The sequence below is a fragment of the Klebsiella sp. SYXHC3 genome, from assembly GCF_057196925.1.
The window spans coordinates 16,533-43,360 of the sequence record NZ_JBXUNG010000008.1 but is presented as its reverse complement, the minus strand read 5'-3'; the positions used below and the strand labels follow the sequence as shown (position 1 = coordinate 43,360).

Below are 26,828 nucleotides of genomic sequence, written 5' to 3'. Positions count from 1 at the left end.
GTGACAGCAATATAATCCATAAGATTAGCGAATACAGCCTGACGGATTTGGCCGGGGATATCTACTGTTGCTGCATGAATGATTTCAGCATGGAGTAACAAGATGGCAATTGCGATTGGCCTCGATTTTGGTAGTGACTCAGTACGCGCGCTGGCGGTGGAATGCGCTACCGGCGCGGAGCTGGCCGCGAGCGTTGAGTGGTATCCACGCTGGCAGGAAGGGCTGTTCTGCGATGGGCCGAATAACCGCTTCCGCCATCACCCGCGTGATTACATTGAATCCATGGAATCAGCGCTGAAAAGCGTACTGGCGGCATTAAGCGCTGAACAACGGGCGACGGTGGTCGGTATCGGCGTCGACAGCACCGGCTCAACCCCGGCGCCGATTGATGCAGACGGAAACGTGCTGGCGCTGCGCGAAGAATTCGCTGACAACCCGAACGCCATGTTCGTGCTGTGGAAAGATCACACCGCGGTGGAAGAGGCGGAGGCCATCACCCGCCTGTGCCACGCGCCGGGTAAAGAAGACTACTCGCGCTATATCGGCGGCATCTACTCCAGCGAATGGTTCTGGGCCAAGATCCTTCACGTCACTCGCGAAGATAGCGCCGTCGCGCAGGCCGCGGCGTCGTGGATTGAGCTTTGTGACTGGGTACCCGCCCTGCTTTCCGGCACCACCCGTCCGCAGGATATCCGTCGCGGTCGCTGTAGCGCCGGGCACAAATCGTTGTGGCACGAAAGCTGGGGTGGACTGCCGCCCGCCAGTTTCTTCGACGAACTCGACCCGATTATTAACCGCCACCTTACCTGGCCACTATTCCGCGACACCTGGACCGCGGATCTCCCCGTCGGCAACCTGACCGCCGAATGGGCGCAGCGCCTCGGTCTGCCGGAAACGGTGGTCATTTCCGGCGGCGCCTTCGATTGCCATATGGGCGCGGTCGGCGCCGGCGCGCAGCCTAACGCGTTGGTTAAAGTGATCGGCACCTCCACCTGCGACATTCTGATCGCCGATAAACAGAGCGTGGGCAACCGCACGGTGAAAGGTATCTGCGGCCAGGTGGACGGCAGCGTGGTGCCGGATTTCATCGGTATGGAGGCCGGTCAGTCGGCATTCGGCGATATCTATGCCTGGTTTGGCCGCATTCTCGGCTGGCCGCTGGAACAGCTGGCCCAACAGCACCCTGAATTGCGCGAGCCAATCAAAGCCAGTCAAAAACAGCTGCTGCCTGCGCTCACCGAAGCCTGGGCCAATAATCCCTCCCTCGATCACCTGCCGGTGGTGCTGGACTGGTTCAACGGCCGCCGCACGCCGAACGCCAACCAGCGGCTGAAAGGCGTTATTACCGATTTAAATCTGGCCACCGACGCCCCGGCATTGTTCGGCGGATTGATTGCCGCCACCGCCTTCGGCGCCCGCGCCATTATGGAGTGCTTCACCGGGCAGGGCATTCCGGTGAATAACGTGATGGCGCTCGGCGGCATCGCGCGCAAGAACCAGGTCATCATGCAGGCCTGCTGCGACGTCCTGAACCGCCCGCTGCAAATCGTCGCCTCCGATCAATGCTGCGCGTTGGGCGCCGCCATCTTCGCCGCCGTCGCCGCGGGCGTCTATCCGGATATCCCTGCCGCGCAGCGCAACATGGCAAGCGAGGTGGAAAACACCCTGCAGCCGCGCGCGCAACAGGCGCAACGTTTCGAACAACTGTATCAGCGCTACCAGCAGTGGTCGGCTAGCGCGGAACAACACTATCTCCCTTCGGCTGCAAAGGCGGAAAACGCCCCGCAATCTCCGGCAGCGCTCACCCATTAAGGATACGAAAATGACGATTTTTGATAACTATGAAGTATGGTTCGTAATTGGCAGCCAGCACCTGTATGGCCAGGAGACCCTACGCCAGGTGACGAAACATGCCGAACATGTGGTGAATAGCCTGAATGCGGAAGCAAAACTGCCGTGCAAGCTGGTGCTGAAACCACTCGGCACCACGCCGGATGAAATCACGCATATTTGCCGCGACGCCAACTACGATGATAAATGCGCCGGATTAGTGGTCTGGCTGCACACCTTCTCACCGGCGAAAATGTGGATTAACGGCCTGACGCTCCTCAACAAACCGCTGCTGCAATTCCATACCCAATTCAACGCCTCCCTGCCATGGGACAGCATTGATATGGACTTTATGAACCTCAACCAGACCGCGCACGGCGGCCGCGAATTCGGCTTTATCGGCGCGCGCATGCGCCAGCAGCACAGCGTCGTCACCGGCCACTGGCAGGATAAAGAAGCGCACCAGCGCATCGGCGCGTGGATGCGTCAGGCGGTTTCTAAGCAGGATACCCGCCATCTGAAAGTGTGCCGCTTCGGCGATAACATGCGAGAAGTGGCGGTAACCGACGGTGATAAAGTGGCGGCGCAGATTAAGTTCGGCTTCTCGGTCAACACCTGGGCGGTCGGCGATCTGGTGCAGGTGGTGAATAGCATCAGCGACGGCGATATCAACGCGCTGGTCGATGAATACGAAAGCAGCTACCGCCTGACGCCAGCAGCGCAGGTGCACGGCGATAAGCGCCAGAATGTGCTGGACGCCGCGCGCATCGAACTGGGGATGAAACGCTTCCTTGAGCAAGGCGGTTTCCACGCCTTTACCACCACCTTTGAAGACCTTCACGGCCTGAAACAGCTGCCGGGTCTCGCCGTACAGCGCCTGATGCAGCAGGGCTACGGCTTTGCCGGCGAAGGCGACTGGAAAACCGCCGCTCTGCTACGCATCATGAAAGTGATGTCGACCGGTCTGCAGGGCGGCACCTCCTTTATGGAGGATTACACCTATCACTTCGACAACGGCAACGATCTGGTGCTGGGCTCGCACATGCTGGAAGTGTGCCCGACTATCGCTACCGCCGAGAAGCCGATCCTCGACGTCCAGCCGCTGGGAATTGGCGGTAAGGCCGATCCGGCCCGTCTGATCTTCAACACCCAAACCGGCCCGGCGATCGTCGCCAGCCTGATTGATTTAGGCGATCGCTTCCGCCTGCTGGTCAACACCATCGAAACCGTCGCGACGCCGCACGATCTGCCGAAGCTGCCGGTGGCCAACGCGTTGTGGCAGGCGCAACCGGATCTACGTACCGCCTCGGAAGCCTGGATCATCGCCGGCGGCGCGCACCATACCGTCTTCAGCCATGCGCTAACCCTCGACGATATGCGCCAGTTTGCCGAGCTGCAGGATATTGAGCTGACCGTCATCGACAACGACACCCGCCTGCCGTCGTTCAAAGACGCGCTGCGCTGGAATGAAGTCTATTACGGTAGCAAACGCTAAGCGCACAAGCATAATGCCCGATGACAATCCGCTCATCGGGCAGGGAGAACAAGATGTTAGAAGATCTCAAACGCCAGGTGCTGGAGGCCAACTTAGCGCTACCGCAGCATAATCTGGTGACCTTAACCTGGGGTAACGTCAGCGCCGTCGATCGTGACAAAGGGGTATTGGTTATTAAACCCTCCGGCGTAGATTACGGCCTGATGACCGCTGACGACATGGTCGTCGTCAGCCTGGAAACCGGTGAAGTGGTGGAAGGCAACAAAAAGCCCTCTTCCGATACGCCGACCCATCGCCTGCTGTATCAGGCGTTTCCGACGCTTGGCGGGATTGTGCATACCCATTCGCGCCACGCCACCATCTGGGCGCAGGCCGGACAATCTATTCCGGCGACCGGCACCACCCACGCAGACTATTTTTATGGCCCGGTCCCCTGCACCCGGTTGATGACCGATGCGGAGATCAACGGCGAATATGAGTGGGAAACCGGCAATGTGATTGTCGAAACCTTCCGTCAGCAGGGAATCGATCCGGCGCAAATGCCCGGCGTGCTGGTGCATTCCCACGGCCCATTTGCCTGGGGTAAAAACGCCGAAGACGCGGTACACAATGCCATCGTGCTGGAGGAGATCGCCTATATGGGGATCTTCTGCCGCCAGCTGGCGCCGCAGTTGCCGGATATGCAGCAGACGCTGCTCGATAAGCACTATCTGCGTAAGCACGGGGCCAAAGCCTACTACGGCCAGTAATCACCCCTGTATAAAACCCCAGCACCCATCGTGAAACCAGGCTATAATCAGGCCTGGTTTTTTATCGTTGAGAGCACGCGTGACGCAGCCGCAAGCAGGATTTTTACTCACCCGTCACTGGCGGGATACCCCGCAGGGAACGGAACTGGCCTTCTGGCTGGCGACCGATAACGGCCCGCTGCAGGTCACGCTGCCGCCGCAGGAATCCGTGGCGTTTATCCCCGAAACGCAGCGGCGGCAGGCTGAAAGCCTGTTGCAGGGTGAAAACGGCTACCGTCTGGCCCCGCTTGCGCTAAAAGATTTCCACCGCCAGCCGGTTTTCGGCCTGTACTGCCGCGCGCATCGCCAGCTGATGCGGCTGGAAAAAAAGCTGCGTGAAAACGGCGTCACCGTTTACGAAGGCGATATCCGCCCGCCGGAGCGCTACCTGATGGAGCGCTTTATCACCGCCCCGGTGTGGGTAGAAGGCGAAACGCGCGGTTCGCAGCTGGTTAACGCGCGCATGAAACCTAATCCGGATTACCGCCCGCCGCTGAAATGGGTCTCGCTGGATATCGAAACCAGCCGCCACGGCGAGCTCTACTGCATCGGCCTGGAAGGCTGCGGCCAGCGGGTGGTCTACATGTTAGGCCCCGAGCCCGCCACGCCGCCGGATGTGGGCTTCAGCCTGGTCTATGTCGCCAGCCGCCCACTGCTGCTGGAAAAGCTCAACGCCTGGTTTGCCGAACACGATCCCGACGTGCTGATCGGCTGGAATGTGGTGCAGTTCGATCTGCGGGTCCTGCAAAAACACGCCGAGCGCTACCGCATCCCGCTGCTGCTCGGCCGCGGCAATAGCGAGCTGGAGTGGCGCGAGCACGGTTTTAAGAACGGCGTCTTTTTCGCCCAAGCCAACGGCCGGCTGATTATCGACGGCATCGAAGCGCTAAAATCGGCGTTCTGGAACTTCTCCTCATTTTCACTCGAGGCCGTCGCCCGCGAGCTGCTGGGCGAAGGTAAAGCTATCGACAACCCGTGGGATCGGATGGACGAAATCGATCGCCGCTTTCATGAAGATAAACCGGCACTGGCCACCTATAACCTACAGGATTGCGAGCTGGTGACACGGATCTTTCACAAGACGGAGATCATGCCGTTTCTGCTCGAACGGGCGACGGTTAACGGTCTGCCCGCCGATCGCCACGGCGGATCGGTCGCCGCCTTCAGCCATCTCTATTTCCCGCGCATGCACCGGCTGGGCTACGTGGCGCCGAATCTCGGCGAAATTCCCCCGCAGGCCAGTCCCGGCGGCTATGTCATGGATTCCCGCCCCGGCCTGTATGACTCGGTACTGGTGCTGGACTACAAAAGCCTGTATCCGTCGATCATCCGCACCTTTTTAATCGATCCGGTCGGCCTGGTTGAAGGGCTGGCGCAGCCCGATGACCGCCACAGCACCGAAGGATTTCTCGGCGCCCGCTTCTCGCGCGAAAAGCACTGCCTGCCCGGCATCGTCGGGCAGATCTGGCACGGCCGCGATGAAGCCAAGCGTCAGCATAATAAGCCGCTGTCGCAGGCGCTGAAGATCATCATGAACGCCTTTTACGGCGTGCTGGGGACCAGCGCCTGCCGCTTTTTCGATCCACGGCTGGCGTCGTCGATCACCATGCGCGGCCACGCGATCATGCGCCAGACCAAAGCGCTGATTGAAGCCCAGGGCTATGACGTTATCTACGGCGATACCGACTCCACCTTCGTCTGGCTCAAGCGCCCGCATAGCGAAGCGCAGGCGGCAGAAATCGGCCGCAAGCTGGTTGCCTATGTCAACGACTGGTGGGCGCAGGAATTGGCTAAAAGCCAACTGACCAGCGCGCTGGAGCTGGAGTATGAAACCCACTTTTGCCGCTTTTTAATGCCGACGATCCGCGGCGCCGATACCGGCAGTAAAAAACGTTATGCCGGGATGATTCAGGAAGGCGATGCCCAGCGCATGGTGTTCAAGGGGCTGGAGACGGTACGCACCGACTGGACGCCGCTGGCCCAGCAGTTTCAACAGGAGCTGTATCTACGCATCTTCCGCCATCAGCCGTATCAGGATTATGTACGGGAGACTATCGCCAGGCTGATGAACGGCGAGCTCGATGAGCAACTGGTTTATCGCAAGCGCCTGCGCCGACCGCTGGCAGAGTATCAACGTAACGTGCCGCCGCACGTGCGCGCCGCGAGGCTGGCGGATGAACACAACGTGAAGCTTGGGCGGGCGCAGCAGTATCAGCAGCGCGGCACCATTAAATACGTCTGGACTACCGGCGGCCCGGAGCCGGTGGATTACCAGCAGTCGCCGCTCGATTACGATCACTATCTGTCAAAGCAATTGCAGCCGGTGGCGGAAGGAATCCTTCCCTTCGTCAACGACGACTTTGCTACAATAGTGACAGGGCAACTGGGGCTATTTTGACAGGTGACTAACACCGCGGCATCCAGTACCATAGCGCCCTTTCCATTCCTGGACCCAATTTTGATTCCTCAGCGTAACTATGCTGAGGATGCACTATTGCCTGCAATTAAAGAACAAAGAGCCGAACACATATGCCTTTTACACTTGGTCAACGCTGGATTAGCGATACAGAGAGCGAACTAGGACTAGGGACAGTGGTAGCGCTGGATGCGCGCATGGTCACTCTCCTTTTCCCCGCCATCGGCGAAAACCGTCTGTACTCTCGCAACGATTCCCCGATTACCCGCGTGATGTTTAACCCGGGTGATACCATTACCAGCCACGAAGGCTGGCAGCTCCACGTTGACGAAGTAAATGAAGAAAATGGGCTCCTGTCCTACACCGGCACCCGCCTGGATACGCAAGAAGAACATGTTACCCTGCGCGAAGTCCTGCTCGACAGTAAGCTCGCCTTCAGCAAGCCGCAGGACCGCCTGTTCGCCGGGCAAATCGACCGGATGGACCGCTTTGCCCTGCGCTACCGCGCGCGTAAGTTCCAGAGCGAACAGTACCGCATGCCGTGGAGCGGCCTGCGCGGCCAGCGCACCAGCCTGATCCCGCATCAGTTGAACATCGCCCACGACGTAGGCCGTCGTCACGCGCCGCGCGTTCTGCTGGCCGATGAAGTGGGCTTAGGTAAAACCATCGAAGCCGGGATGATCCTGCACCAGCAGCTGCTCTCCGGCGCCGCCGAGCGCGTGCTGATCGTGGTCCCGGAAACCCTCCAGCACCAGTGGCTGGTGGAAATGCTGCGCCGCTTCAACCTGCGCTTCTCGCTGTTTGACGACGAACGCTATGCCGAAGCGCAGCACGACGCCTACAACCCGTTCGAAACCGAACAGCTGGTGATCTGTTCCTTAGACTTCGTACGCCGCAGCAAGCAGCGCCTGGAGCACCTGTGCGACGCCGAGTGGGACCTGATGGTGGTCGATGAAGCGCACCACCTGGTATGGAGCGAAGAGGCGCCGAGCCGTGAATATCAGGCCATTGAACAGCTGGCCGAACACGTACCGGGCATCCTGTTGCTGACCGCGACGCCGGAACAGCTGGGCATGGAGAGCCACTTTGCGCGCCTGCGTCTGCTGGATCCAAACCGCTTCCACGATTTTGAACAGTTTGTTGAAGAACAGCAAAACTATCGCCCGGTCGCCGACGCCGTCGCCCTGCTGCTGGCGGGCAACAAGCTGAACGATAATGAACTCAATACCCTTGGCGATCTGATCGGCGAGCAGGACATCGAGCCGCTGCTGCAGGCTGCCAACAGCGATCGTGAAGATGCTCAGGCCGCGCGTCAGGAGCTGGTTTCAATGCTGATGGACCGCCACGGCACCAGCCGCGTGCTGTTCCGTAACACCCGTAACGGCGTGAAAGGTTTCCCGAAACGCGAGCTGCACACTATTCGCCTGCCGCTACCTACCCAATACCAGACGGCCATCAAGGTCTCCGGTATTATGGGCGCGCGCAAAACCGCGGAAGAGCGCGCGCGCGATATGCTTTATCCGGAGCAGATCTATCAGGAGTTTGAAGGCGATACCGGCACCTGGTGGAACTTCGATCCGCGCGTCGAATGGCTGATGGGTTACCTGACCAGCCACCGTTCGCAGAAAGTGCTGGTGATTTGCGCCAAGGCCGCTACCGCGCTGCAGCTGGAGCAGGTACTGCGCGAGCGTGAAGGTATCCGCGCCGCGGTATTCCATGAAGGCATGTCGATTATCGAACGCGACCGCGCCGCGGCGTGGTTTGCCGAAGAAGACACCGGCGCGCAGGTGCTGCTGTGTTCCGAAATCGGCTCCGAAGGGCGTAACTTCCAGTTCGCCAGTAACCTGGTGATGTTCGACCTGCCGTTTAACCCGGATCTGCTGGAGCAGCGTATTGGCCGTCTCGACCGTATCGGCCAGGCGCACGATATCCAGATCCACGTGCCGTATCTGGAAAAAACCGCGCAGTCGGTGCTGGTGCGCTGGTATCACGAAGGGCTCGACGCCTTCGAACATACCTGCCCGACCGGCCGTACCGTCTACGACAGCGTCCATGATGAGCTGATAAACTACCTTGCCGCGCCAGAATCCACCGATGGCTTCGACGATCTGATCAAATCCTGCCGCCAGCAGCATGAAGCGCTGAAAGCGCAGCTGGAACAGGGCCGCGACCGTCTGCTGGAGATCCACTCCAACGGCGGCGAAAAAGCGCAGGCCCTGGCGGAGAGCATCGAAGAGCAGGATGACGATACCAGCCTGATCGCCTTCTCGATGAACCTGTTCGATATCGTCGGCATCAACCAGGATGACCGCGGCGAAAACCTGATCGTCCTGACCCCGTCCGATCATATGCTGGTGCCGGATTTCCCGGGCCTGCCGGAAGATGGCTGCACCATTACCTTCGAGCGTGACGTGGCGCTGTCGCGTGAAGACGCGCAGTTCATCACCTGGGAACACCCGCTGATTCGCAACGGTCTGGATCTGATCCTCTCCGGTGATACCGGTAGCAGCACTATTTCGCTGCTGAAGAACAAGGCGCTGCCGGTTGGCACACTGCTGCTGGAGCTAATCTACGTTGTCGAAGCGCAGGCGCCGAAGCAATTACAGCTTAACCGCTTCCTGCCGGCGACCCCGGTTCGCATGCTGCTGGATAAAAACGGCAACAACCTCGCCGCGCAGGTGGAGTTCGAAAGCTTCAACCGCCAGCTGAGCGCGGTCAACCGCCATACCGGTAGCAAACTGGTCAACGCGGTGCAGCAGGACGTTCACGCGATTCTGCAGCAGGGCGAAGCGCAGATAGCCAAAGCGGCGCAGGCGCTGATCGATGCGGCGCGTAACGAAGCCGATGATAAACTGACGGCGGAACTGTCGCGTCTCGAAGCGCTGAAAGCGGTGAACCCGAACATCCGTGACGACGAACTGGCGGCTATCGAAAGCAACCGCCAGCAGGTGATGGATGCGCTGGCGCAGGCCGGATGGCGTCTGGACGCGCTGCGTCTGATCGTCGTCACTCACCAGTAACGGAACGCGAAAATGGCGATGGAAAACTACAATCCGCCGCAGGATCCCTGGCTGGTGATTCTGTATCAGGATGAGCACATTATGGTGGTCAACAAGCCGAGCGGCTTGTTGTCCGTGCCCGGCAGGCTGGAGGAGCATAAGGATAGCGTGATGACGCGTATCCAGCGCGATTTCCCGCAGGCCGAATCGGTGCATCGCTTGGATATGGCTACCAGCGGCGTGATTGTGGTGGCGCTGAATAAGGCCGCCGAGCGTGAACTAAAGCGTCAGTTCCGCGAGCGCGAGCCGAAAAAGCAGTACGTCGCCCGCGTCTGGGGTCATCCGCAGCCTGCGGAAGGTCTGGTGGATTTACCGCTAATTTGCGACTGGCCGAACCGGCCAAAGCAGAAGGTGTGTTATGAAACCGGCAAAGCGGCGCAAACCGAATATGAAGTGCTGGAGTACGCGGAGGACAACACCGCCCGCGTGCGCCTGAAGCCGATTACCGGGCGCTCGCATCAGCTTCGCGTGCATATGCTGGCGTTAGGGCATCCGATCCTCGGCGACCGCTTTTACGCCACGCCGGAGGCGCTGGCGATGGCCCCGCGCCTGCTACTGCATGCCGAAACGTTAACCATCACCCATCCCGCCTACGGCAACGCGATGACCTTCCGCGCGCCGATCGACTTTTAAGTCGTTATCCGGACGCCCCGGTCGCGCTACGCCGCCGGGGAAGTCTCTAACGCTAACGCGATTAATCGCGGGCAAACCACGCATCAATCATCTGTTCAACGCGAGCGACCACCAGCCCGGTGTCGTGACGACGGCTGCGCGCGCAGGCGTGGGCCGGTTCATCGCACAGCAGGCAGCGGCGCATCGCTTCGCCCTGCGCCTGGCGGCTAATCAGCCCCGCTTGCGGACAAATGACATCGATATCCCACAGGCGACCCAGCGGATGATTCTGTTCCAGTTCGCTGCATAGCGCTTTGATCTCTTCCGCGGAGTGCTCAACGCACCACATCGCTTCCGGGCCGGTAGGCAGCCACAACACCTGGCGGTCGAGCGTTTTCCAACGCTGCTGCCACAGAAGTTGGTCACAGGCCTGCAGCGCAACACCCATCATATTGCGATAGCGAATACTGTCTTTTACCGCCCCTGGCGTTACCAGAGTGAGAGAAATGACCGGTTGTTGATAATGGTTGAGCCAGTCTTGTTGACGGGCTGCGCGCTGCTCTTTCGCCGCCAGCAGATTTTCCATGCTGACGCCCGCCCGGGCGGGAGTATGCACTGACATTCTTTCCTCTCCTTTAATGATCAAAAAGACAGCTCGGGGCTGCCGTCGCTATCGCGGATAACGCCGCCTATTGTATCGCTAATTGCACAGAATTTAGGGCGCAGGACAAAGAAATTTTCTTCGTCCTGCGGAGGGAAATGGCAGTTTTTGCTATTAGCGCAGCACTAAATCACGATAAGAAATGACTTAAGAACAGCAGCCCTAACGACACATTAATCGCGCCGCCGATACGGGTGGCTATCTGAGCAAACGGCATCAGGTTCATACGGTTGCCGGAAGTCAGAATAGCGACGTCGCCGGTGCCGCCCTGCCCGCTCTGGCAACAGGAGACAATCGCCACGTCGACCGGATGCATCCCCATTTTCTTGCCGACGAAGAACCCGGTGGCCACCAGCGCCGACACGGTGCAGACAATGACCAGCAGGTTGGTCAGCGTGAAGGCGTTTACCAGCTCCTGCCACGGGGTAATCGCCACGCCAACGGCAAACAGAATCGGGTAAGTCACCGCGGTGCGGAAGAATTTATACACCACCTGCGAGCCCTCCTGCAGGCGCGGCGAAACCACATTCGCCAGCTTCAGTAGCACCGCGAGGAAGAGCATGCCAACCGGCGCCGGCAGGCCAATCAATTTGTGTCCCAGCATGCCCATCATATACAGCAGCACCGCCAGCAGCGCGCCAGAGGCCAGCGTCGCCACATCCGTTTTACCGCCAAATCCTTCGCTTTCGCTCAGGCTGCGGGTTTCATTACTGCGGTTCGGCATTAGCTGGCCTTCGCCGGTCAGATGCGGGAAGCGTTTACCAAGCTGGTTCAGACAGCCGGCGATGACAATCGCCGTCAGGCTGCCCAGCATCACCATCGGCAGCACGCGTCCCAGCGCAACGCCCTGATCCATATGCATCAGCGCCGCATAGCCAATCGACAGCGGGATCGCCCCCTCGCCCACGCCGCCGGCCATAATCGGCAGCACGATAAAGAAGAAGACCTGGAACGGATCCATCCCCAACAGACTGCCAACTCCCACGCCGACCAACATACCGACAACTTCGCCGCACAGCATCGGCAGGAAGATCTTCAGGAACCCCTGAATCAACGTGGTGCGGTTCATGCTCATAATGCTGCCAACGATAATGCAGCAGATGTAGAGATAAAGAATATTGGTCGATTTATAGAATTTGGTGGTGGATTCAACCACCACATCCGGCAGCAGGCCGTAATGGACCAGCGCGGAAGGAATAAAGGTGGCGCAAATCGCCGCCGCGCCAAGCTTACCAAGTACCGGCAGGCGCTTGCCGAACTCGCCGCAGGCAAAACCGAAGAAGGCCAGCGTCGCCACCATCACCACGATATCGCTCGGCAGCTTGCCGCCAAGGCAGTCCAGCGCGATAAGACCGCCGGCCAACAAAAATAGCGGCAGCGGGATAATCCCCACTTTCCAGCTATCCATCACGTGCCACCAGCGCTGCTTCAGCGAGGCCTTCGGTTTGTTAATAGGTTCAAGGGTTGCAGAGAATGCGTTGTCTGTGGTGCTCATAAATTCAGCCCTGTAGTTATTATTCCTGTTCAGGGTAGAGGGGGGAGCACGGCGTTAATGTGAGAGGGGGCAGATTAAAAAAGAAGTTTTAATGGTCGTTATGGTTTTTATGGTTTCTATTGATTCTAGTGATATATATCTAATTTCTTAGCGTGGTTTTTATGGTTTTTTTAATAACCGGATAATTACCCTTTATAAATAGGCGCCAGTAGATAAATTGTCCTTCTGGCCGCTGACGATATCGTTGCCGCATCTCAAATACTGTGCGCATAACTATGAAAGTTTCATTTCAATTTAAGCTGTTCATCTCCCTGGTGGCCTTTTTCTCCATCTTATTCGCTCTGCTTGGGGTTTATTATTATCTCGACGCCAGCCGCCAGCTGTATCAGGAAATGAGCGCCAGGGCGAAAATTCAGGCCGAAGAGATTGCGCTGATGCCCAATCTGCGCCAGCAGGTTAGCCTGCACGACCCGCAGGCTATCGGCGCCTTCATGAAGCAAATCGCCGTCCACAGCGACGCCAGCTTTATCGTCATCGGTGATGATAAAGGCGTGCACCTGTTTCATTCCGTACACCCGGAATGGGTCGGCACCCGCTTAGTGGGCGGCGATAACCAGGCGGTGCTGGAAGGCAAAACTATCACCACCATCCGTAAAGGTGGTTTAGGCGTCTCGCTACGCAGTAAAACGCCCATTGTCGATGATAACGGGAGGGTGATCGGCATTGTCTCCGTCGGCTATCTGACCAGCTATCTCGACAGCATTACCGTGCAAAAGGTGGTGAATATTTTTGTCGCCGCCATTCTGTTGCTGATCGCCCTGTTTATCTTCTCCTGGTATTTTACCCGCAGTATTAAAAAACAGATTTTTTCGCTGGAGCCGCGCGAAATTGGCCTGCTGGTACGCCAGCAAAAAGCGATGATGGAATCGATTTTCGAAGGAGTTATCGTTATCGACAGCCAGCGACGGATTGAGGTGATTAACCACGCCGCCCGCAGCCTGCTGGGGCTTAAGCAGCCCGCGCATCTGCTGCGCGGCAAATCGATTGATAGCGTGATCGCCCCGCAGCCGTTCTTCGCCAGCGGCGCAATGCTGGCGAATGATACTCACGATGAACTGTGTCGCTTTAACCAGTTGACGGTACTCGCCAGCCGGGTGCGCATCATGCTGGAAAACTCGCTACAGGGCTGGGTGATCACCTTCCGCGACCGCGATGAAATTAACGCCCTCACCGCTCAACTCAGCCAGGTAAAACGCTATGTCGATAACCTGCGCATTATGCGCCACGAACAGCTCAACCGCATGACCACGCTATCTGGCCTGCTGCATATGGGCCACTACGACGAAGCTATTCGCTATATACAGGCGCAATCGGAGCATGCCCAGGAGCTACTGGACTTCATCTCCTCGCGTTTCCGTTCGCCGACGCTATGCGGCCTACTGCTGGGTAAAGCCACCCGCGCCTATGAAAAAGGCGTTGAACTGAGCTTTGATCCGGCCTGCCGTATCGATCGCCCGCTGTCGTCGCTGATGGAGTCGGAACTTATTTCGATCATCGGCAATCTGCTGGATAACGCCATTGAAGCCACGCAACGCGCCGAACTACCGCACGAGCCGGTCGAGGTACTGATTCAACTCAACGCCCGCGAGCTGATGATTGAGGTGGCCGACCGCGGTGTCGGTATCCGCCCGGATATCCGCGAGCGTATTTTTGAACGTGGAGTGACGACGAAAACCCGTGGCGATCACGGTATTGGTCTGTATCTTATTGAACATTATGTGACTCAGGCTGGCGGCACGATTGAAGTCGCCGATAATGCGCCGCGCGGAACGATATTTACTCTGTTTATTCCCGCCGACCCGCCAGCCCATCCGCAACCGGAGACCAACGATGCATCATGATCTGGTCGATGTGCTGATCATCGAAGATGAAAACGAGCTGGCCCGCCTGCACGCCGAGCTCATTCAGAAACACCCGCGCATGCGGCTGGCGGGAACGGCCGCCTCGCTTTCCCAGGCACGGCAGATGCTGAACGCCAGACCGCCGCAGTTGGTCCTGCTGGATAATTATCTGCCGGACGGCAAAGGCGTTACGCTGATGACCGACCCGCTTCTGGCCAACGCCAATTGTTCGGTCATTTTCATCACCGCCGCCAGCGATATGGAAACCTGCAGCCAGGCGATACGCAATGGCGCCTTCGACTACATTCTCAAGCCGGTCTCATGGAAACGGCTGAGCCAGTCGCTGGAGCGCTTTATTCAGTTTTATGACCAGCAGCGGGAATGGAAAATCGTCGATCAGCAAAACGTTGATTCCCTGTATCAGCTGCAGGCTAAAAATTTTCGCGCCGATAACGGCAGCAAGGGCATCGAGGAAAAGACCCTGGCGCTGGTGCAAAATTTATTTCATGGCCGCGAAACGCACTGCTTTTCAGTGGACGAAGTGGTCAGCGAAACCGGACTGAGCAAGACCACCGCCCGTCGTTATCTCGAGCACTGCGTAGAAGTGAGTTTTCTGGAAGTGGAAATGCTGTACGGTAAGATTGGCCACCCGCGGCGGATGTATCGCCGCGCGCGGGGCGCGAACTAAGGCTTCTCCCCGCAGGAGAAGCCTCACGGTTTTCAGAAGCCGCGCTGCTCTTTGATGAGCTCCCAGGCTTTCTGGATCTCCTGCGCTTTCTGTTTCGCCATTTCCATCATCTCCGGCGGCAGCCCTTTGGCCACCAGCTTGTCCGGATGATGTTCGCTCATTAATTTACGATAGGCGCGCTTGACGGTTGTGGCATCATCGGTCGGTTTCACGCCGAGCACGTTACAAGCGTCTTCAAGGGTCGGGCCGCGCTGCGCCTGTTGCCAGCCGCCATTGCCGCCGCGCTGACCATAGGATTGCTGTTGCGAGCCGCCGCCGAACTGCGCGCCGCCCTGCATCATACGCAGGAACTGCTCGAACTGCGCGCGCGAGATACCGAGCTCGTCGGCGATAACAAACAATACTTCGCGCTCATTGGGATGTAATTCGCCGTCGGCGAAGGCCGCCTGCAGCTGAATTTCCAGAAACATCCTAATTAAATCGAAGCGACCAAAGCAGACGCTACGCAGCTGACGCATTTTCTCGCGCAGCGGATAATTATCGGCCTTACCGGCGCGAAAAGCCTGCTGCGCCGCGGTGCGCGACTCGCCGTGCAGGTTCATTCGATCCATCAGCACATTCGCCACATGAATATCGGCTTCCGTGACGCGGCCTTTCGATTTGGTCAGATGCCCCATCACTTCAAAAGTGGTGGAAAAGAACAGCGACTGCCGCTCCTGCTGGTTGGCAAATAAATTCAGGCGACGGCTACGGGCCCGGTCAAACATATGGCCGACTAAAAAGCCAAGCACCACGCCCCAGAAGCCGCCACCCATCAATAATGCAACCGCTACACCAATCACTTTACCCAAATACTGCATAGACTCCCCAATCTTTCCGCTACCAGTTAAGCTATATCTGACCGCACGTTACCAAGCGTTGACGCCACGGTCATGTGGGACATCGCCTATAATTTGCTTTATCATACTCGCCATTCTACACGGTGCCTAACGCTCAGAAACGAAACGAGCGGATTAAGACTAGCGCGATTAAGATGAGTACGTTAGGCTCTGACCGTTTGCAAGCCGCTGCCACAAGATGACGGAACAACAAATAAAACGTATGAAAAAACGTATCCCCAGCCTCCTGGCCACCATGATCGCCAGCGCCTTGTATAGCCAACAGGGCATGGCCGCCGATCTCGCCACGCAATGTATGCTTGGCGTGCCAAGCTATAATCGCCCTCTCGTTGAAGGGAAGCCTAACGATCAGCCGGTGACGATTAACGCCGATCATGCGAAAGGCAACTACCCTGATAATGCCGTATTTACCGGCAACGTTGATATTAATCAGGGGAATAGTCGCCTACAGGCCGACGAGGTGCAGTTGCATCAGCAGCAGCCGGCGGGACAACCGCAGCCGGTGCGTACCGTTGATGCGCTTGGCAACGTTCATTACGACGACAACCAGGTCATTCTGAAGGGACCAAAGGCGTGGTCGAACCTGAATACCAAGGATACCAACGTCTGGAAAGGCGACTATCAGATGGTTGGCCGTCAGGGGCGCGGTACCGCCGACCTGATGAAACAACGCGGCGAAAACCGCTATACCATTCTGGAAAACGGCAGCTTTACCTCTTGTCTGCCGGGTTCTGATACCTGGAGCGTCGTCGGCAGCGAGGTTATCCATGACCGCGAAGAGCAGGTTGCCGAAATCTGGAACGCGCGCTTCAAGCTTGGCTCCGTCCCTATTTTTTATAGCCCGTATCTGCAGCTCCCGGTCGGCGATAAGCGCCGCTCCGGCTTCCTGATCCCCAACGCCAAATACAGCACTAAAAATGGCGTTGAGTTCTCGCTGCCCTATTACTGGAATATCGCGCCGAACTTCGACGCCACCATTACGCCGCACTATATGAATAAACGCGGCGGCGTAATGTGGGAAAACGAATTCCGTTATCTGACCCAGGCGGGCGCAGGTTTATTCGAATTCGATTACCTGCCTTCCGATAAAGTGTACGAAGACGATCACTCCAACGACAGCAACAGCCGCCGCTGGATGTTCTACTGGAACCACAACGCGGTTATCGATCAGGTGTGGCGTCTGAACGCCGACTACACCAAAGTCAGCGACCCGGATTACTTTAACGACTTTAGCTCTAAGTACGGCTCCAGTACCGACGGCTACGCGACGCAGAAATTCAGCGCCGGTTACGTTAACCAGCATTTTGACGCCACCGTGTCGACTAAGCAGTTCCAGGTCTTCGACCGTAGCTCAAGCAACTCCTACGGCGCCGAACCGCAGCTGGATGTTAACGCCTATCAGAATGACGTTGGCCCGTTCGACACCCATCTGTATGCGCAGGCGGTGCACTTCGTCAACACCAACGGCGATATGCCGGAAGCAACGCGCCTGCACATGGAGCCGACGATCAACCTGCCGCTGTCTAACGGCTGGGGAAGCATCAATACCGAGGCGAAGCTGCTGGCGACCCACTATCAGCAGAACAACATTGATGAGTACCGTGCATACGCGCAGCGGCAATATAACAACAATCCATCGAGCGATAATCAGAACGCACTAAACTCCGCAAATGCTCTGAAAGATTCGGTTAACCGTGTGATGCCGCAATTCAAAATTGACGGCAAATTGGTCTTCGAGCGCGATATGCAGGAGGGTTATACCCAAACCCTGGAACCGCGCATGCAGTACCTGTATATCCCGTATCGCGACCAGAGCCATATCGGCGTCTACGACTCGACCCTGCTGCAGTCCGACTATAGCGGCCTGTTCCGCGACCGCTCCTACAGCGGTCTGGACCGTATTGCCTCGGCAAACCAGCTTACCACCGGAGTCACATCTCGCGTATATGATGACGCGGCCGTTGAACGTTTTAATATTTCCGTTGGTCAAATCTACTATTTCACCGAGTCTCGGACCGGTGCGGACAACATCAACTGGGAGAATAACGACACCACGGGTTCACTGGTGTGGGCCGGCGACACTTACTGGCGCATCTCCGATGACTGGGGTTTACGCGGGGGGATCCAGTATGATACGCGTCTGGATAACGTCGCAACCGGCAACGGAACCATTGAATACCGCCGCGACGAAAACCGCTTAGTGCAACTGAACTACCGTTATGCGAGTCCGGAATATATTCAGGCGACGCTGCCTTCGTATTCCACCGCTCAGCAGTACAAAGAGGGTATTTCTCAGGTAGGTATGACCGCCAGCTGGCCGATTGTCGATCGTTGGTCTGTGGTCGGCGCATACTACTTCGATACCAATACCAAAAAAGCGGCTAACCAGATGTTAGGGGTGCAGTACAACTCTTGCTGCTACGCTATCCGCCTTGGCTACGAACGTAAGCTCAACGGCTGGGATAACAACAGCAACGGCGGCGAGAGCAAATACGATAACACCTTCGGTATCAACATCGAACTGCGTGGTCTGAGCTCCAACTACGGTCTTGGCACCCAGCAGATGCTGCGCTCGAACATTTTGCCGTACCAGAGCTCCCTGTAAGGCGTCTGGTTTAAAACGTAATCCGCATTTGCGGTTAATTGAAATGGAAAAAGTATGAAGAACTGGAAAACGCTGCTTCTCGGTATCGCCATGATCGCGAATACCAGTTTCGCCGCCCCGCAGGTGGTCGATAAAGTAGCGGCTGTCGTCAATAATGGCGTTGTTCTGGAAAGCGACGTCGATGGTCTGATGCAGTCGGTGAAGCTCAACGCTGGTCAGGCGGGACAGCAGCTGCCGGATGACGCAACCCTGCGTCATCAGATCCTCGAAAGATTGATCATGGACCAGATCGTTCTGCAAATGGGGCAGAAAATGGGCGTAAAAGTCAGCGACGATCAGCTTGATCAGGCCATCGCTAACATCGCCAAACAGAACAACATGTCGATGGATCAGATGCGTAGCCGTCTGGCCTATGAAGGCATCAACTACAACACCTACCGTAACCAGATCCGTAAAGAGATGCTGATTTCGGAAGTGCGTAACAACGAAGTGCGCCGCCGCATCACCGTGCTGCCGCAGGAAGTTGAAGCGCTGGCCAAGCAGATTGGCGATCAGAACGATGCCAGCACCGAGCTGAACCTGAGCCACATCCTGATCGCGCTGCCGGAAAACCCGACCTCCGATCAGGTTGCGGCTGCGGAAGAACAGGCGAAGTCCGTCGTTGAACAGGCCCGTAGCGGCGCTAACTTCGGCAAACTGGCTATCACCTATTCCGCTGACCAGCAGGCGCTGAAAGGCGGCCAGATGGGTTGGGGCCGTATTCAGGAGCTGCCGGGCATCTTCGCGCAGGCGCTGAGCACCGCGAAGAAAGGCGATGTTGTCGGTCCGATTCGTTCCGGCGTCGGCTTCCACATCCTGAAAGTGAACGATATGCGCGGCGGCAGCCAGAATATCTCCGTCACCGAAGTTCATGCCCGTCACATCCTGCTGAAGCCGTCGCCGATCATGAATGACGCCCAGGCCCAGGCGAAGCTGGAGCAGATTGCGGCAGACATTAAGAGCGGTAAAACGACTTTCGATAAAGCAGCGAAAGAGTTTTCTCAGGACCCGGGCTCCGCCAACCAGGGCGGCGACTTAGGCTGGGCAACGCCGGATATCTTCGATCCTGCGTTCCGCGATGCGCTGATGCGCCTCAACAAAGGCCAGACTAGCGGTCCGGTTCACTCCTCCTTCGGCTGGCACCTGATCCAACTGATGGATACCCGCAACGTCGACAGAACCGACGCCGCGCAGAAAGACCGCGCTTACCGCATGCTGATGAACCGCAAATTCTCTGAAGAAGCGGCAACCTGGATGCAGGAACAGCGCGCCAGCGCTTACGTCAAAATTCTGAGCAACTAAAGTTCAGCCCTCTGCACCACGTTAAGACATGCCAGAGGGTAGACCGGTCGCCCCAGCAAACGCTGGGGTTGACTGCGTAGCCGGGCAATAACGAGCCCGAAGGAACGTTTCTATGCAACGTGTTGTTATCACTCCCGGCGAACCCGCAGGGATTGGTCCCGACCTTGTCGCCGAGCTTGCGCAGCGCGACTGGCCGGTTGAACTGGTTATTTGCGCCGATGGCGCCCTGTTAACTGACCGAGCCCGCCAGCTCGGTCTTCCTTTATCGCTCCTCCCCTACGATCCAACGCGCCCTCCGCAGCCGCAGCGGGCAGGAACGCTCACGCTGCTTTCCGTCCCCCTCAACGCGCCGGTGCAGCCGGGCGTGCTCAATGTCGAGAATGGCGGCTATGTGGTGGAAACGCTGGCGCGCGCCTGCGATGGCTGCCTTAATGGCGAATTCGCGGCGCTGATTACCGGGCCGGTGCACAAAGGCAACATCAACGACGCCGGCATCGCCTTTACCGGCCATACCGAGTTCTTCGAAGAGCGCGCTCACGCCAGTAAAGTGGTCATGATGCTGGCGACCGAGGAGCTGCGGGTCGCGCTGGCCACGACCCATCTTCCGCTAAAGGCAATAAGCGAGGCGATTACGCCGGAGCTGCTGCGCGAAGTGATTACCATCCTGGATGCCGATCTGCGGCATAAATTTGGCATCGCTCAACCGCACGTGCTGGTTTGCGGCCTGAATCCCCACGCCGGCGAAGGTGGCCACATGGGGACGGAAGAGATCGATACCATCATTCCGGTGCTGGAAGAGATGCGGGCGAAGGGCATGAATCTTAGCGGTCCACTGCCTGCGGATACCCTTTTTCAGCCAAAATATCTCGATAATGCCGATGCGGTACTCGCGATGTACCACGATCAGGGCCTGCCCGTGCTAAAATACCAGGGCTTTGGCCGTGGCGTGAATATTACGCTCGGTTTACCTTTTATTCGTACCTCCGTTGACCACGGTACCGCGCTGGAATTAGCCGGTCAGGGAAAAGCGGACGTCGGCAGTTTTATCACGGCGCTTAATCTCGCCATCAAAATGATTGTTAATACCCAATGAATAATCGAGTCCATCAGGGCCATTTAGCCCGTAAACGCTTCGGGCAAAACTTTCTCAACGATCAGTTCGTGATCGACAGCATTGTCTCGGCCATCAATCCACAGAAAGGCCAGGCGATGGTCGAAATCGGCCCGGGTCTCGCCGCGCTGACCGAACCGGTCGGCGAACGCCTCGATCAATTAACCGTTATCGAGCTGGACCGCGATCTGGCGGCCCGCCTGCAGACGCATCCGTTCCTCGGACCTAAGCTGACCATTTACCAGCAGGATGCGATGACCATGAACTTCGGCGAACTGTCGGAGAAAATGGGCCAGCCGCTGCGCGTCTTCGGCAACCTGCCGTACAACATCTCAACGCCGCTGATGTTCCACCTCTTCAGCTATACTGATGCCATTGCCGATATGCATTTTATGCTGCAGAAGGAAGTGGTTAATCGTCTGGTTGCCGGGCCGAACAGTAAAGCGTATGGTCGTTTAAGCGTAATGGCGCAGTACTACTGCCAGGTGATCCCGGTACTTGAAGTTCCGCCGACCGCCTTTACGCCGCCGCCAAAAGTGGATTCCGCCGTCGTGCGTCTGGTGCCGCACCGCACCATGCCGTACCCGGTGAAGGATGTCCGCGTGCTGAGCCGTATCACTACTGAAGCCTTCAACCAGCGCCGTAAGACCATTCGTAATAGTCTCGGCAATCTGTTTAGCGTTGAAGTGCTGACGGAGCTGGGCGTCGACCCGGCGGTACGTGCGGAAAATATTTCTGTAGAGCAGTACTGTAAGATGGCCAACTGGTTATCCAACAATCTGCCTTCGAAGGAGAGCTAACCATGATTAATTCGCCTCGTGTTTGCGTCCAGGTGCAAAGCGTCTATATCGAATCGCAATCTTCTCCGGAAGAAGAGCGCTACGTCTTCGCTTACACCGTCACCATTCGCAACCTGGGGCGGAGTCAGGTTCAGCTTCTCGGCCGCTACTGGCTTATCACCAATGGACACGGTCGCGAGACGGAAGTCCAGGGTGAAGGGGTGGTCGGCGAACAGCCGCACATCCCTGCCGGCGAAGAGTATCAATATACCAGCGGCGCGGTTATCGAAACGCCGCTGGGCACTATGCAGGGTCACTATGAGATGATTGATAGCAACGGCGTGCCGTTCAATATCGAGATCCCTGTCTTCCGTCTCGCAGTTCCAACGCTTATACATTAAAACAATGGCTACATACCTTATTGGCGACGTTCATGGTTGCTACGATGAACTGATCGCATTGCTGGAGCAGGTGGAGTTTAACCCTGATACGGACACACTGTGGCTCACTGGCGATCTGGTCGCACGCGGCCCCGGCTCTCTGGAAGTGCTGCGGTTTGTGAAAACGCTCGGCGATAGCGTGCGCATCGTATTGGGCAACCATGACCTGCACCTGCTGGCGGTATTTGCCGGCATCAGCCGCAACAAACCCAAAGACCGCCTGACGCCGCTGCTGGAAGCGCCCGACGCTGACGAACTCCTTAACTGGCTGCGTCGCCAGCCGTTGATGCAGGTGGACGAAGAGAAAAAGCTGGTGATGGCTCATGCCGGCATCACGCCGCAGTGGGATCTGGAAACCGCCAAACAGTGCGCGCGCGATGTCGAAGCCGTGCTGGCCAGCGACTCCTATCCGTTCTTCCTCGACGCGATGTATGGTGATATGCCGAACCACTGGAGCAATGAGCTCAGCGGCCTGGCGCGCCTGCGCTTTATCACCAACGCCTTCACCCGCATGCGCTATTGCTTCCCGAACGGCCAGTTGGATATGTACAGCAAAGAGGCGCCGGAAGACGCGCCCGCCCCGCTGAAGCCATGGTTTGCCATTCCGGGCCCTGTCGCTCGCGAGTACAGTATCGCCTTTGGCCACTGGGCGTCGTTGGAAGGCCGCGGTACGCCGGAAGGGATCTACGCGCTGGATACCGGCTGCTGCTGGGGTGGCGATCTGACCTGCCTGCGCTGGGAAGATAAAACGTATTTCACCCAGCGTTCCAACCGCCAGAAAAGCCTCGACGAGGGCGAAGCGGTCGCCTCCTGAGTCGATCCCGGATAGCGGCGCGCTGCGCCTTATCCGGGCTACCCGCGGCGCCGTTTTTTTTGTCGGGTGGCGGCTACGCCTTACCCGACCTACGGCCTGTACCGTTGTGAGCTGAAGCTCTCAACTCTACCTCTCTCCCCATGGCTACTGAAACTGCCGGTGTTGGTGGCCTCAAAATCGCTGAGACGTTCCCGGCAGGCCGGGGCAGCCCGCATGGATGCGGGCTGAGGGCCGTGATTTGCAAGGACGCTGCCTCGGCCCGACCCGAAGCCTGCAGGGATAAGTCGAAGGCACCACGAAGTGGCGATTTTGGCGGCCAGAGCCCGGGAGTACAGAGGGCGGCGGCGACTGGCCGCCCTCTGTGCGCTCCCTGCGCCATGAGAGACATAACGCAGAAGAAATATTGGGAGCGCAATATGTTCGGAAACAGCACAGAACAACCGCTTTTCCAGGAGCGAAACCATTGCAAACTGATAACAGTATCTACCCACGGCGCCGTTTGTTTACCGGGTGGCGGCTAACGCCTTACCCGGCCTACGGCCCGTACCGGACGGTAATCGGGAGATTCCTGATAAAACAAAACCCCGGCCACGCCTGACGCGACCGGGGTTTTTTAATCCATGTGATTTCGCTTAACGGCGCTCGAGGATCTCGAAGCAGTAGCTATGGGAGTTTTGCGCATCAGCATCGTGGAACTCGCTGAATACCGATTCCCATTCGTCCGGATCGTAATCCGGGAAATGGGTATCCCCTTCCACTTCCGCATCAATATGGGTCAGGTAGAGTTTGTGCGCTTTTGGCAGGAACTGCTCGTAAACGCGACCACCGCCGATCACCATAATCTCTTCCGCGTCGCCGCAGGCGGCAATCGCTTCATCAACAGACTTCACCCACTGCACGCGATCGTCGCTGCCCGGCTTGCTACTGATAACGATGTTTTTACGTCCTGGCAACGGGCGACCGATAGATTCCCAGGTCAAACGCCCCATAACCACCGGCTTGTTTAAGGTATTACGTTTAAACCAGGCGAGATCGGCAGGCAAGTCCCATGGCATAGCGTTCTCCATGCCAATTACGCGATCTACAGCTAACGCCGCAATCAGACTAATCATTGAAAATTTCCCGAATGCAAAAAATTGCCGCCACTATACGGAAAGCGTAATACTTCGTCGACTGAACGAAGAGTAAAGAACATGAAAATTTTTAGATTTGCTGGCGAGCCCACGTAACCCTTATGAGCCGCCAGATCAGGAACTAAATTGAAAACAAAATGTTAGCTGTAAAGTTAACGCAACATTTGCTTACCACCTCAGGTTGAAGGCTTATTCTCCGGCTCATCGCGAACGTCTCCGGTGTGCCGTCCTTCTTCAGTACCTTGCCAGCCGTGGCGCTGCACCAGCGACAGATGATTACGGTCCTCGTTGATAATGCCGGTAAGCATATCGCTGGTCCGTTTAAACACCGCCACCCGCGAGGCGGCATCATTTTCCGCCATCGCCACCATCTCTTCTACCATCTGTTGGTTGAAACGACGGAACAGATCGGCGCGCTCGCGGGCCTCATAAGCGCCAAGGCCCAGGGCTTCCAGCGTCATGCGGCCGCTTTTCAGCGCCGATTCGAAGGTCTCACGCTCCGGCGCTTCCACACCGGCCTGGCGCAGCTGAATGTAGTGATCGACATCGCGGGCACGCGAAATGATCTGCAGATGCGGGAAGTGCTCTTTCGCCAGCTCCACCAGTTGCAGACTGGCCTGCGGGTCGTCGATGGCGTTAATCAGCACTTCTGCCTTTGCCGCCCCTGCCGATTCCAGCAGATCCACTCGCGTGGCATCACCGTAAAACACCTTCATATCGAACTTGCGCAGGGTATCAACGTGATCCGGATCGTGATCGAGGATAACCATTTTCACGCCACTGGAAAGCAGCACGCGCCCGGCAATCTGCCCATAGCGGCCAAAACCGGCGATAATCACTCGCGGCTGCTCTTCATCAATCTCGTCCGCTTCGCGCTCCTGGCCGCTGGCGGATTTCTCCATCCGCGTCAGCAGCACCAGCAGGATGGGCGTTGCCGCCATGGATAACGCCACCGCCAGCGTCAGCGCCTTCGCCCATTCGCTATCCAGCACATCGGCCATCTGCGCGGCGCCGAAGACCACGAAAGCGAACTCACTCCCCTGCCCCAGCAGCACGGCAAACCAGCGGCGCTGCGCGCGCGGTACGCCCAGCGGTTTAGCAATCAGCCACAGCATCAGGGCTTTGATCGCCAGGAAACCCACCAGCAGGATCAGGATACGTAGCGGATGGGTGACGAGGGTACCGAAGTCAATAGACATGCCGACGCCGATAAAGAACAGCCCCAACAGCAACCCTTTAAACGGTTCGATATCGCTTTCCAGCGCATGGCGGTATTCCGAACTTGCCAGAAGCACCCCGGCAAGAAACGCGCCCATCGCCATCGACAGTCCCACTTCTTCCAGCAGCAATCCGAAGCCGAAGACCAGGAACAAGGCCACGGCGCTGAATACTTCGCGCAGGCCGGAACGGGCAACGAAGCGCAGTACCGGCCGGGTCAGATAGCGCCCTAACAGCACCACCAGCGCCAGCGCGCCGGCGACTTTCAACGCCGACAGCGCAAACGCGGCCAGGGTCGTTGAGCCGCCGCTGGCCGCCAGCAACGGGATCATCGCAACCAAAGGAATAGCGGCGATATCCTGGAACAACAGCACGGCAAAGGCGCTACGCCCCAGTTGCGTCACCGTCAGGTTACGTTCATTCATCGCCTGCATCGCAATCGCCGTCGACGACAGCGCCAGCGTCATCCCGATGAGCTCCGCAACCTGCCAGCGCAATCCAAGCAGCATGCAGAACAGCCCGATAAACGCGCCGCACACCACCATTTGCAGCGCGCCGCCGCCAAATACCGAGGCGCGCAGCTTCCATAAGCGCTGCGGATCCAGCTCAAGACCGATGACAAACAGCATCAGTACGACGCCGATTTCGGCGAAATGCAGAATCGCCTCAGCGTCAGTGACCAAGCGCAGCCCCCACGGGCCGATAACGCAGCCGGCGATCAAATACCCCAGTACCGACCCCAGCCCCAGACGCACGGCGATCGGCACGATAAGCGCAGCGGATCCGAGGTAGATCAGCGCCTGTATTAGCGTATGGCTATCCATTGTGATGCGCCTCCTGCCATTCGATTAAGCGTTGACGATAATGACGGGCCTGCGCCTGCAGCGTTTCGTCATCGCAGATAAAGGTACAGTGCATGGCAAACGGCGGCAGCCATTTCATGCCACAGTACAGCGCCGTCGCCTGCAGAGGCTGCGCCAGCACGTCAAAGCCGGGGAATGAACCAATATCGAAATGGCTTTCGCCGCCGCCGGTAGTAACCGCCCACATCAGCGATTTACCATGCAACGCAATACCATTGTGGCCGTACGCCCAGCCGTGAGACAGCACTTTATCCATCCACAGTTTTAGCAGCGGCGGTACGCTGTACCACTGCATTGGATGCTGCCAGATAACCAGATCGGCGCGCGCCAGCGCCGCCTGCTCGGCAGCGATATCGATATTGAAGTCGGGATATAGCTCATAGAGGGAGCGTATCTCTACGCCATCAAGCGTCCCTGCTTGCTCAAGCATCCGTTTATTCGCATGCGAGTGATGCGGATAAGGATGCGAGTAAATTATCAGAATCATGAATGGGCCTGTCTTTTGTATTCTTGTAGCAGTGAGTGTAGACAGTTAACTCGCTCACTGAAAGGGGGGAATAGCGAGAGAAAAGGCAATCACAGCTATTGCCAAGTTTTCCTGCCGTAGTGACATGTTGGTAAGCAAAACACGCGTTGATAGCGAAAATAATCCACTCTACGAATTAATAATTATCAATAAT

At 57.6% G+C, this 26,828-nt stretch carries 20 protein-coding genes; 14 read left to right on the top strand and 6 right to left on the bottom strand.

Annotation, left to right across the window (positions count from 1 at the left end):
- Window positions 1-102: 102 nt before the first annotated feature.
- The 6 genes from araB to rluA all read left to right on the top strand — a co-directional run bounded on the left by araB (window position 103) and on the right by rluA (window position 10,221).
- A complete protein-coding gene (araB, locus tag AC2CGP_RS18525) occupies window positions 103-1,812 on the top strand; it encodes a ribulokinase (protein WP_032709876.1) in 1,710 nt (569 codons plus the stop codon).
- Window positions 1,813-1,822: 10 nt separating this feature from the next.
- Window positions 1,823-3,325 (top strand): L-arabinose isomerase, encoded by a 1,503-nt coding sequence (gene araA, locus AC2CGP_RS18520; protein ID WP_015368279.1) that lies wholly within the window; start codon window positions 1,823-1,825, stop codon window positions 3,323-3,325.
- A gap of 53 nt (window positions 3,326-3,378) precedes the next feature.
- Window positions 3,379-4,074, top strand: a complete 696-nt coding sequence (gene araD, locus AC2CGP_RS18515; protein WP_015368280.1) for an L-ribulose-5-phosphate 4-epimerase — start codon at window positions 3,379-3,381, stop codon at window positions 4,072-4,074.
- A gap of 79 nt (window positions 4,075-4,153) precedes the next feature.
- Window positions 4,154-6,511: a DNA polymerase II gene (gene polB / locus AC2CGP_RS18510; protein ID WP_020079623.1), complete on the top strand. Its 2,358-nt coding sequence runs from the start codon at window positions 4,154-4,156 to the stop codon at window positions 6,509-6,511.
- A gap of 131 nt (window positions 6,512-6,642) precedes the next feature.
- Complete coding sequence (gene rapA, locus AC2CGP_RS18505; RefSeq protein ID WP_047036766.1) at window positions 6,643-9,549, top strand: RNA polymerase-associated protein RapA; 2,907 nt, start codon at window positions 6,643-6,645, stop codon at window positions 9,547-9,549.
- A gap of 12 nt (window positions 9,550-9,561) precedes the next feature.
- The gene (gene rluA, locus AC2CGP_RS18500) at window positions 9,562-10,221 is read left to right on the top strand and encodes a bifunctional tRNA pseudouridine(32) synthase/23S rRNA pseudouridine(746) synthase RluA (RefSeq protein WP_002888348.1); all 660 of its coding nucleotides are present in this window, start codon (window positions 9,562-9,564) and stop codon (window positions 10,219-10,221) included.
- A gap of 61 nt (window positions 10,222-10,282) precedes the next feature.
- Here rluA and citX read toward each other — a convergent pair whose 3' ends face one another.
- Window positions 10,283-10,822 (bottom strand): citrate lyase holo-[acyl-carrier protein] synthase, encoded by a 540-nt coding sequence (citX, locus tag AC2CGP_RS18495; protein WP_015368283.1) that lies wholly within the window; start codon window positions 10,820-10,822, stop codon window positions 10,283-10,285.
- Window positions 10,823-10,991: 169 nt separating this feature from the next.
- Entirely contained in the window at window positions 10,992-12,356 is a 1,365-nt protein-coding gene (locus AC2CGP_RS18490) for a 2-hydroxycarboxylate transporter family protein (protein WP_015368284.1), read from the bottom strand.
- Between the two features lie 275 nt (window positions 12,357-12,631).
- Between AC2CGP_RS18490 and AC2CGP_RS18485 the strand changes: the two genes are divergently transcribed.
- Window positions 12,632-14,257: an ATP-binding protein gene (locus AC2CGP_RS18485; protein ID WP_032713342.1), complete on the top strand. Its 1,626-nt coding sequence runs from the start codon at window positions 12,632-12,634 to the stop codon at window positions 14,255-14,257.
- Window positions 14,247-14,945: a response regulator gene (locus AC2CGP_RS18480; protein WP_015368286.1), complete on the top strand. Its 699-nt coding sequence runs from the start codon at window positions 14,247-14,249 to the stop codon at window positions 14,943-14,945. Before AC2CGP_RS18485 ends, AC2CGP_RS18480 begins: the two co-directional genes overlap by 11 nt.
- A gap of 32 nt (window positions 14,946-14,977) precedes the next feature.
- On the opposite strand, the gene djlA is transcribed toward AC2CGP_RS18480, so the two are convergent.
- Window positions 14,978-15,805, bottom strand: a complete 828-nt coding sequence (djlA, locus tag AC2CGP_RS18475; protein ID WP_015704375.1) for a co-chaperone DjlA — start codon at window positions 15,803-15,805, stop codon at window positions 14,978-14,980.
- Window positions 15,806-16,046: 241 nt separating this feature from the next.
- Between djlA and lptD the strand changes: the two genes are divergently transcribed.
- The 6 genes from lptD to apaH all read left to right on the top strand — a co-directional run bounded on the left by lptD (window position 16,047) and on the right by apaH (window position 22,934).
- Window positions 16,047-18,449: an LPS assembly protein LptD gene (gene lptD / locus AC2CGP_RS18470; RefSeq protein ID WP_047036769.1), complete on the top strand. Its 2,403-nt coding sequence runs from the start codon at window positions 16,047-16,049 to the stop codon at window positions 18,447-18,449.
- Window positions 18,450-18,503: 54 nt separating this feature from the next.
- Window positions 18,504-19,790 carry a peptidylprolyl isomerase SurA gene (gene surA, locus AC2CGP_RS18465; protein ID WP_015368289.1) on the top strand — a complete coding sequence of 429 codons (1,287 nt, stop codon included), beginning with the start codon at window positions 18,504-18,506 and terminating at the stop codon, window positions 19,788-19,790.
- A 112-nt stretch (window positions 19,791-19,902) separates the two neighbouring features.
- Complete coding sequence (gene pdxA, locus AC2CGP_RS18460) at window positions 19,903-20,883, top strand: 4-hydroxythreonine-4-phosphate dehydrogenase PdxA (RefSeq protein ID WP_015368290.1); 981 nt, start codon at window positions 19,903-19,905, stop codon at window positions 20,881-20,883.
- Entirely contained in the window at window positions 20,880-21,701 is an 822-nt protein-coding gene (rsmA, locus tag AC2CGP_RS18455; RefSeq protein ID WP_015368291.1) for a 16S rRNA (adenine(1518)-N(6)/adenine(1519)-N(6))-dimethyltransferase RsmA, read from the top strand. Before pdxA ends, rsmA begins: the two co-directional genes overlap by 4 nt.
- 2 nt (window positions 21,702-21,703) lie before the next feature.
- Window positions 21,704-22,081: a Co2+/Mg2+ efflux protein ApaG gene (apaG, locus tag AC2CGP_RS18450; RefSeq protein ID WP_015368292.1), complete on the top strand. Its 378-nt coding sequence runs from the start codon at window positions 21,704-21,706 to the stop codon at window positions 22,079-22,081.
- A 4-nt stretch (window positions 22,082-22,085) separates the two neighbouring features.
- The gene (apaH, locus tag AC2CGP_RS18445) at window positions 22,086-22,934 is read left to right on the top strand and encodes a bis(5'-nucleosyl)-tetraphosphatase (symmetrical) ApaH (RefSeq protein WP_015368293.1); all 849 of its coding nucleotides are present in this window, start codon (window positions 22,086-22,088) and stop codon (window positions 22,932-22,934) included.
- Window positions 22,935-23,566: 632 nt separating this feature from the next.
- Here the strand turns inward: apaH and folA are convergent.
- From folA to kefF, 3 genes are all read right to left on the bottom strand, one after another.
- Window positions 23,567-24,046, bottom strand: a complete 480-nt coding sequence (folA, locus tag AC2CGP_RS18440) for a type 3 dihydrofolate reductase (RefSeq protein ID WP_015368294.1) — start codon at window positions 24,044-24,046, stop codon at window positions 23,567-23,569.
- Window positions 24,047-24,243: 197 nt separating this feature from the next.
- The gene (gene kefC / locus AC2CGP_RS18435) at window positions 24,244-26,109 is read right to left on the bottom strand and encodes a glutathione-regulated potassium-efflux system protein KefC (protein ID WP_015368295.1); all 1,866 of its coding nucleotides are present in this window, start codon (window positions 26,107-26,109) and stop codon (window positions 24,244-24,246) included.
- Window positions 26,102-26,635, bottom strand: a complete 534-nt coding sequence (gene kefF, locus AC2CGP_RS18430; protein ID WP_015368296.1) for a glutathione-regulated potassium-efflux system oxidoreductase KefF — start codon at window positions 26,633-26,635, stop codon at window positions 26,102-26,104. Before kefF ends, kefC begins: the two co-directional genes overlap by 8 nt.
- Window positions 26,636-26,828: the final 193 nt, after the last annotated feature.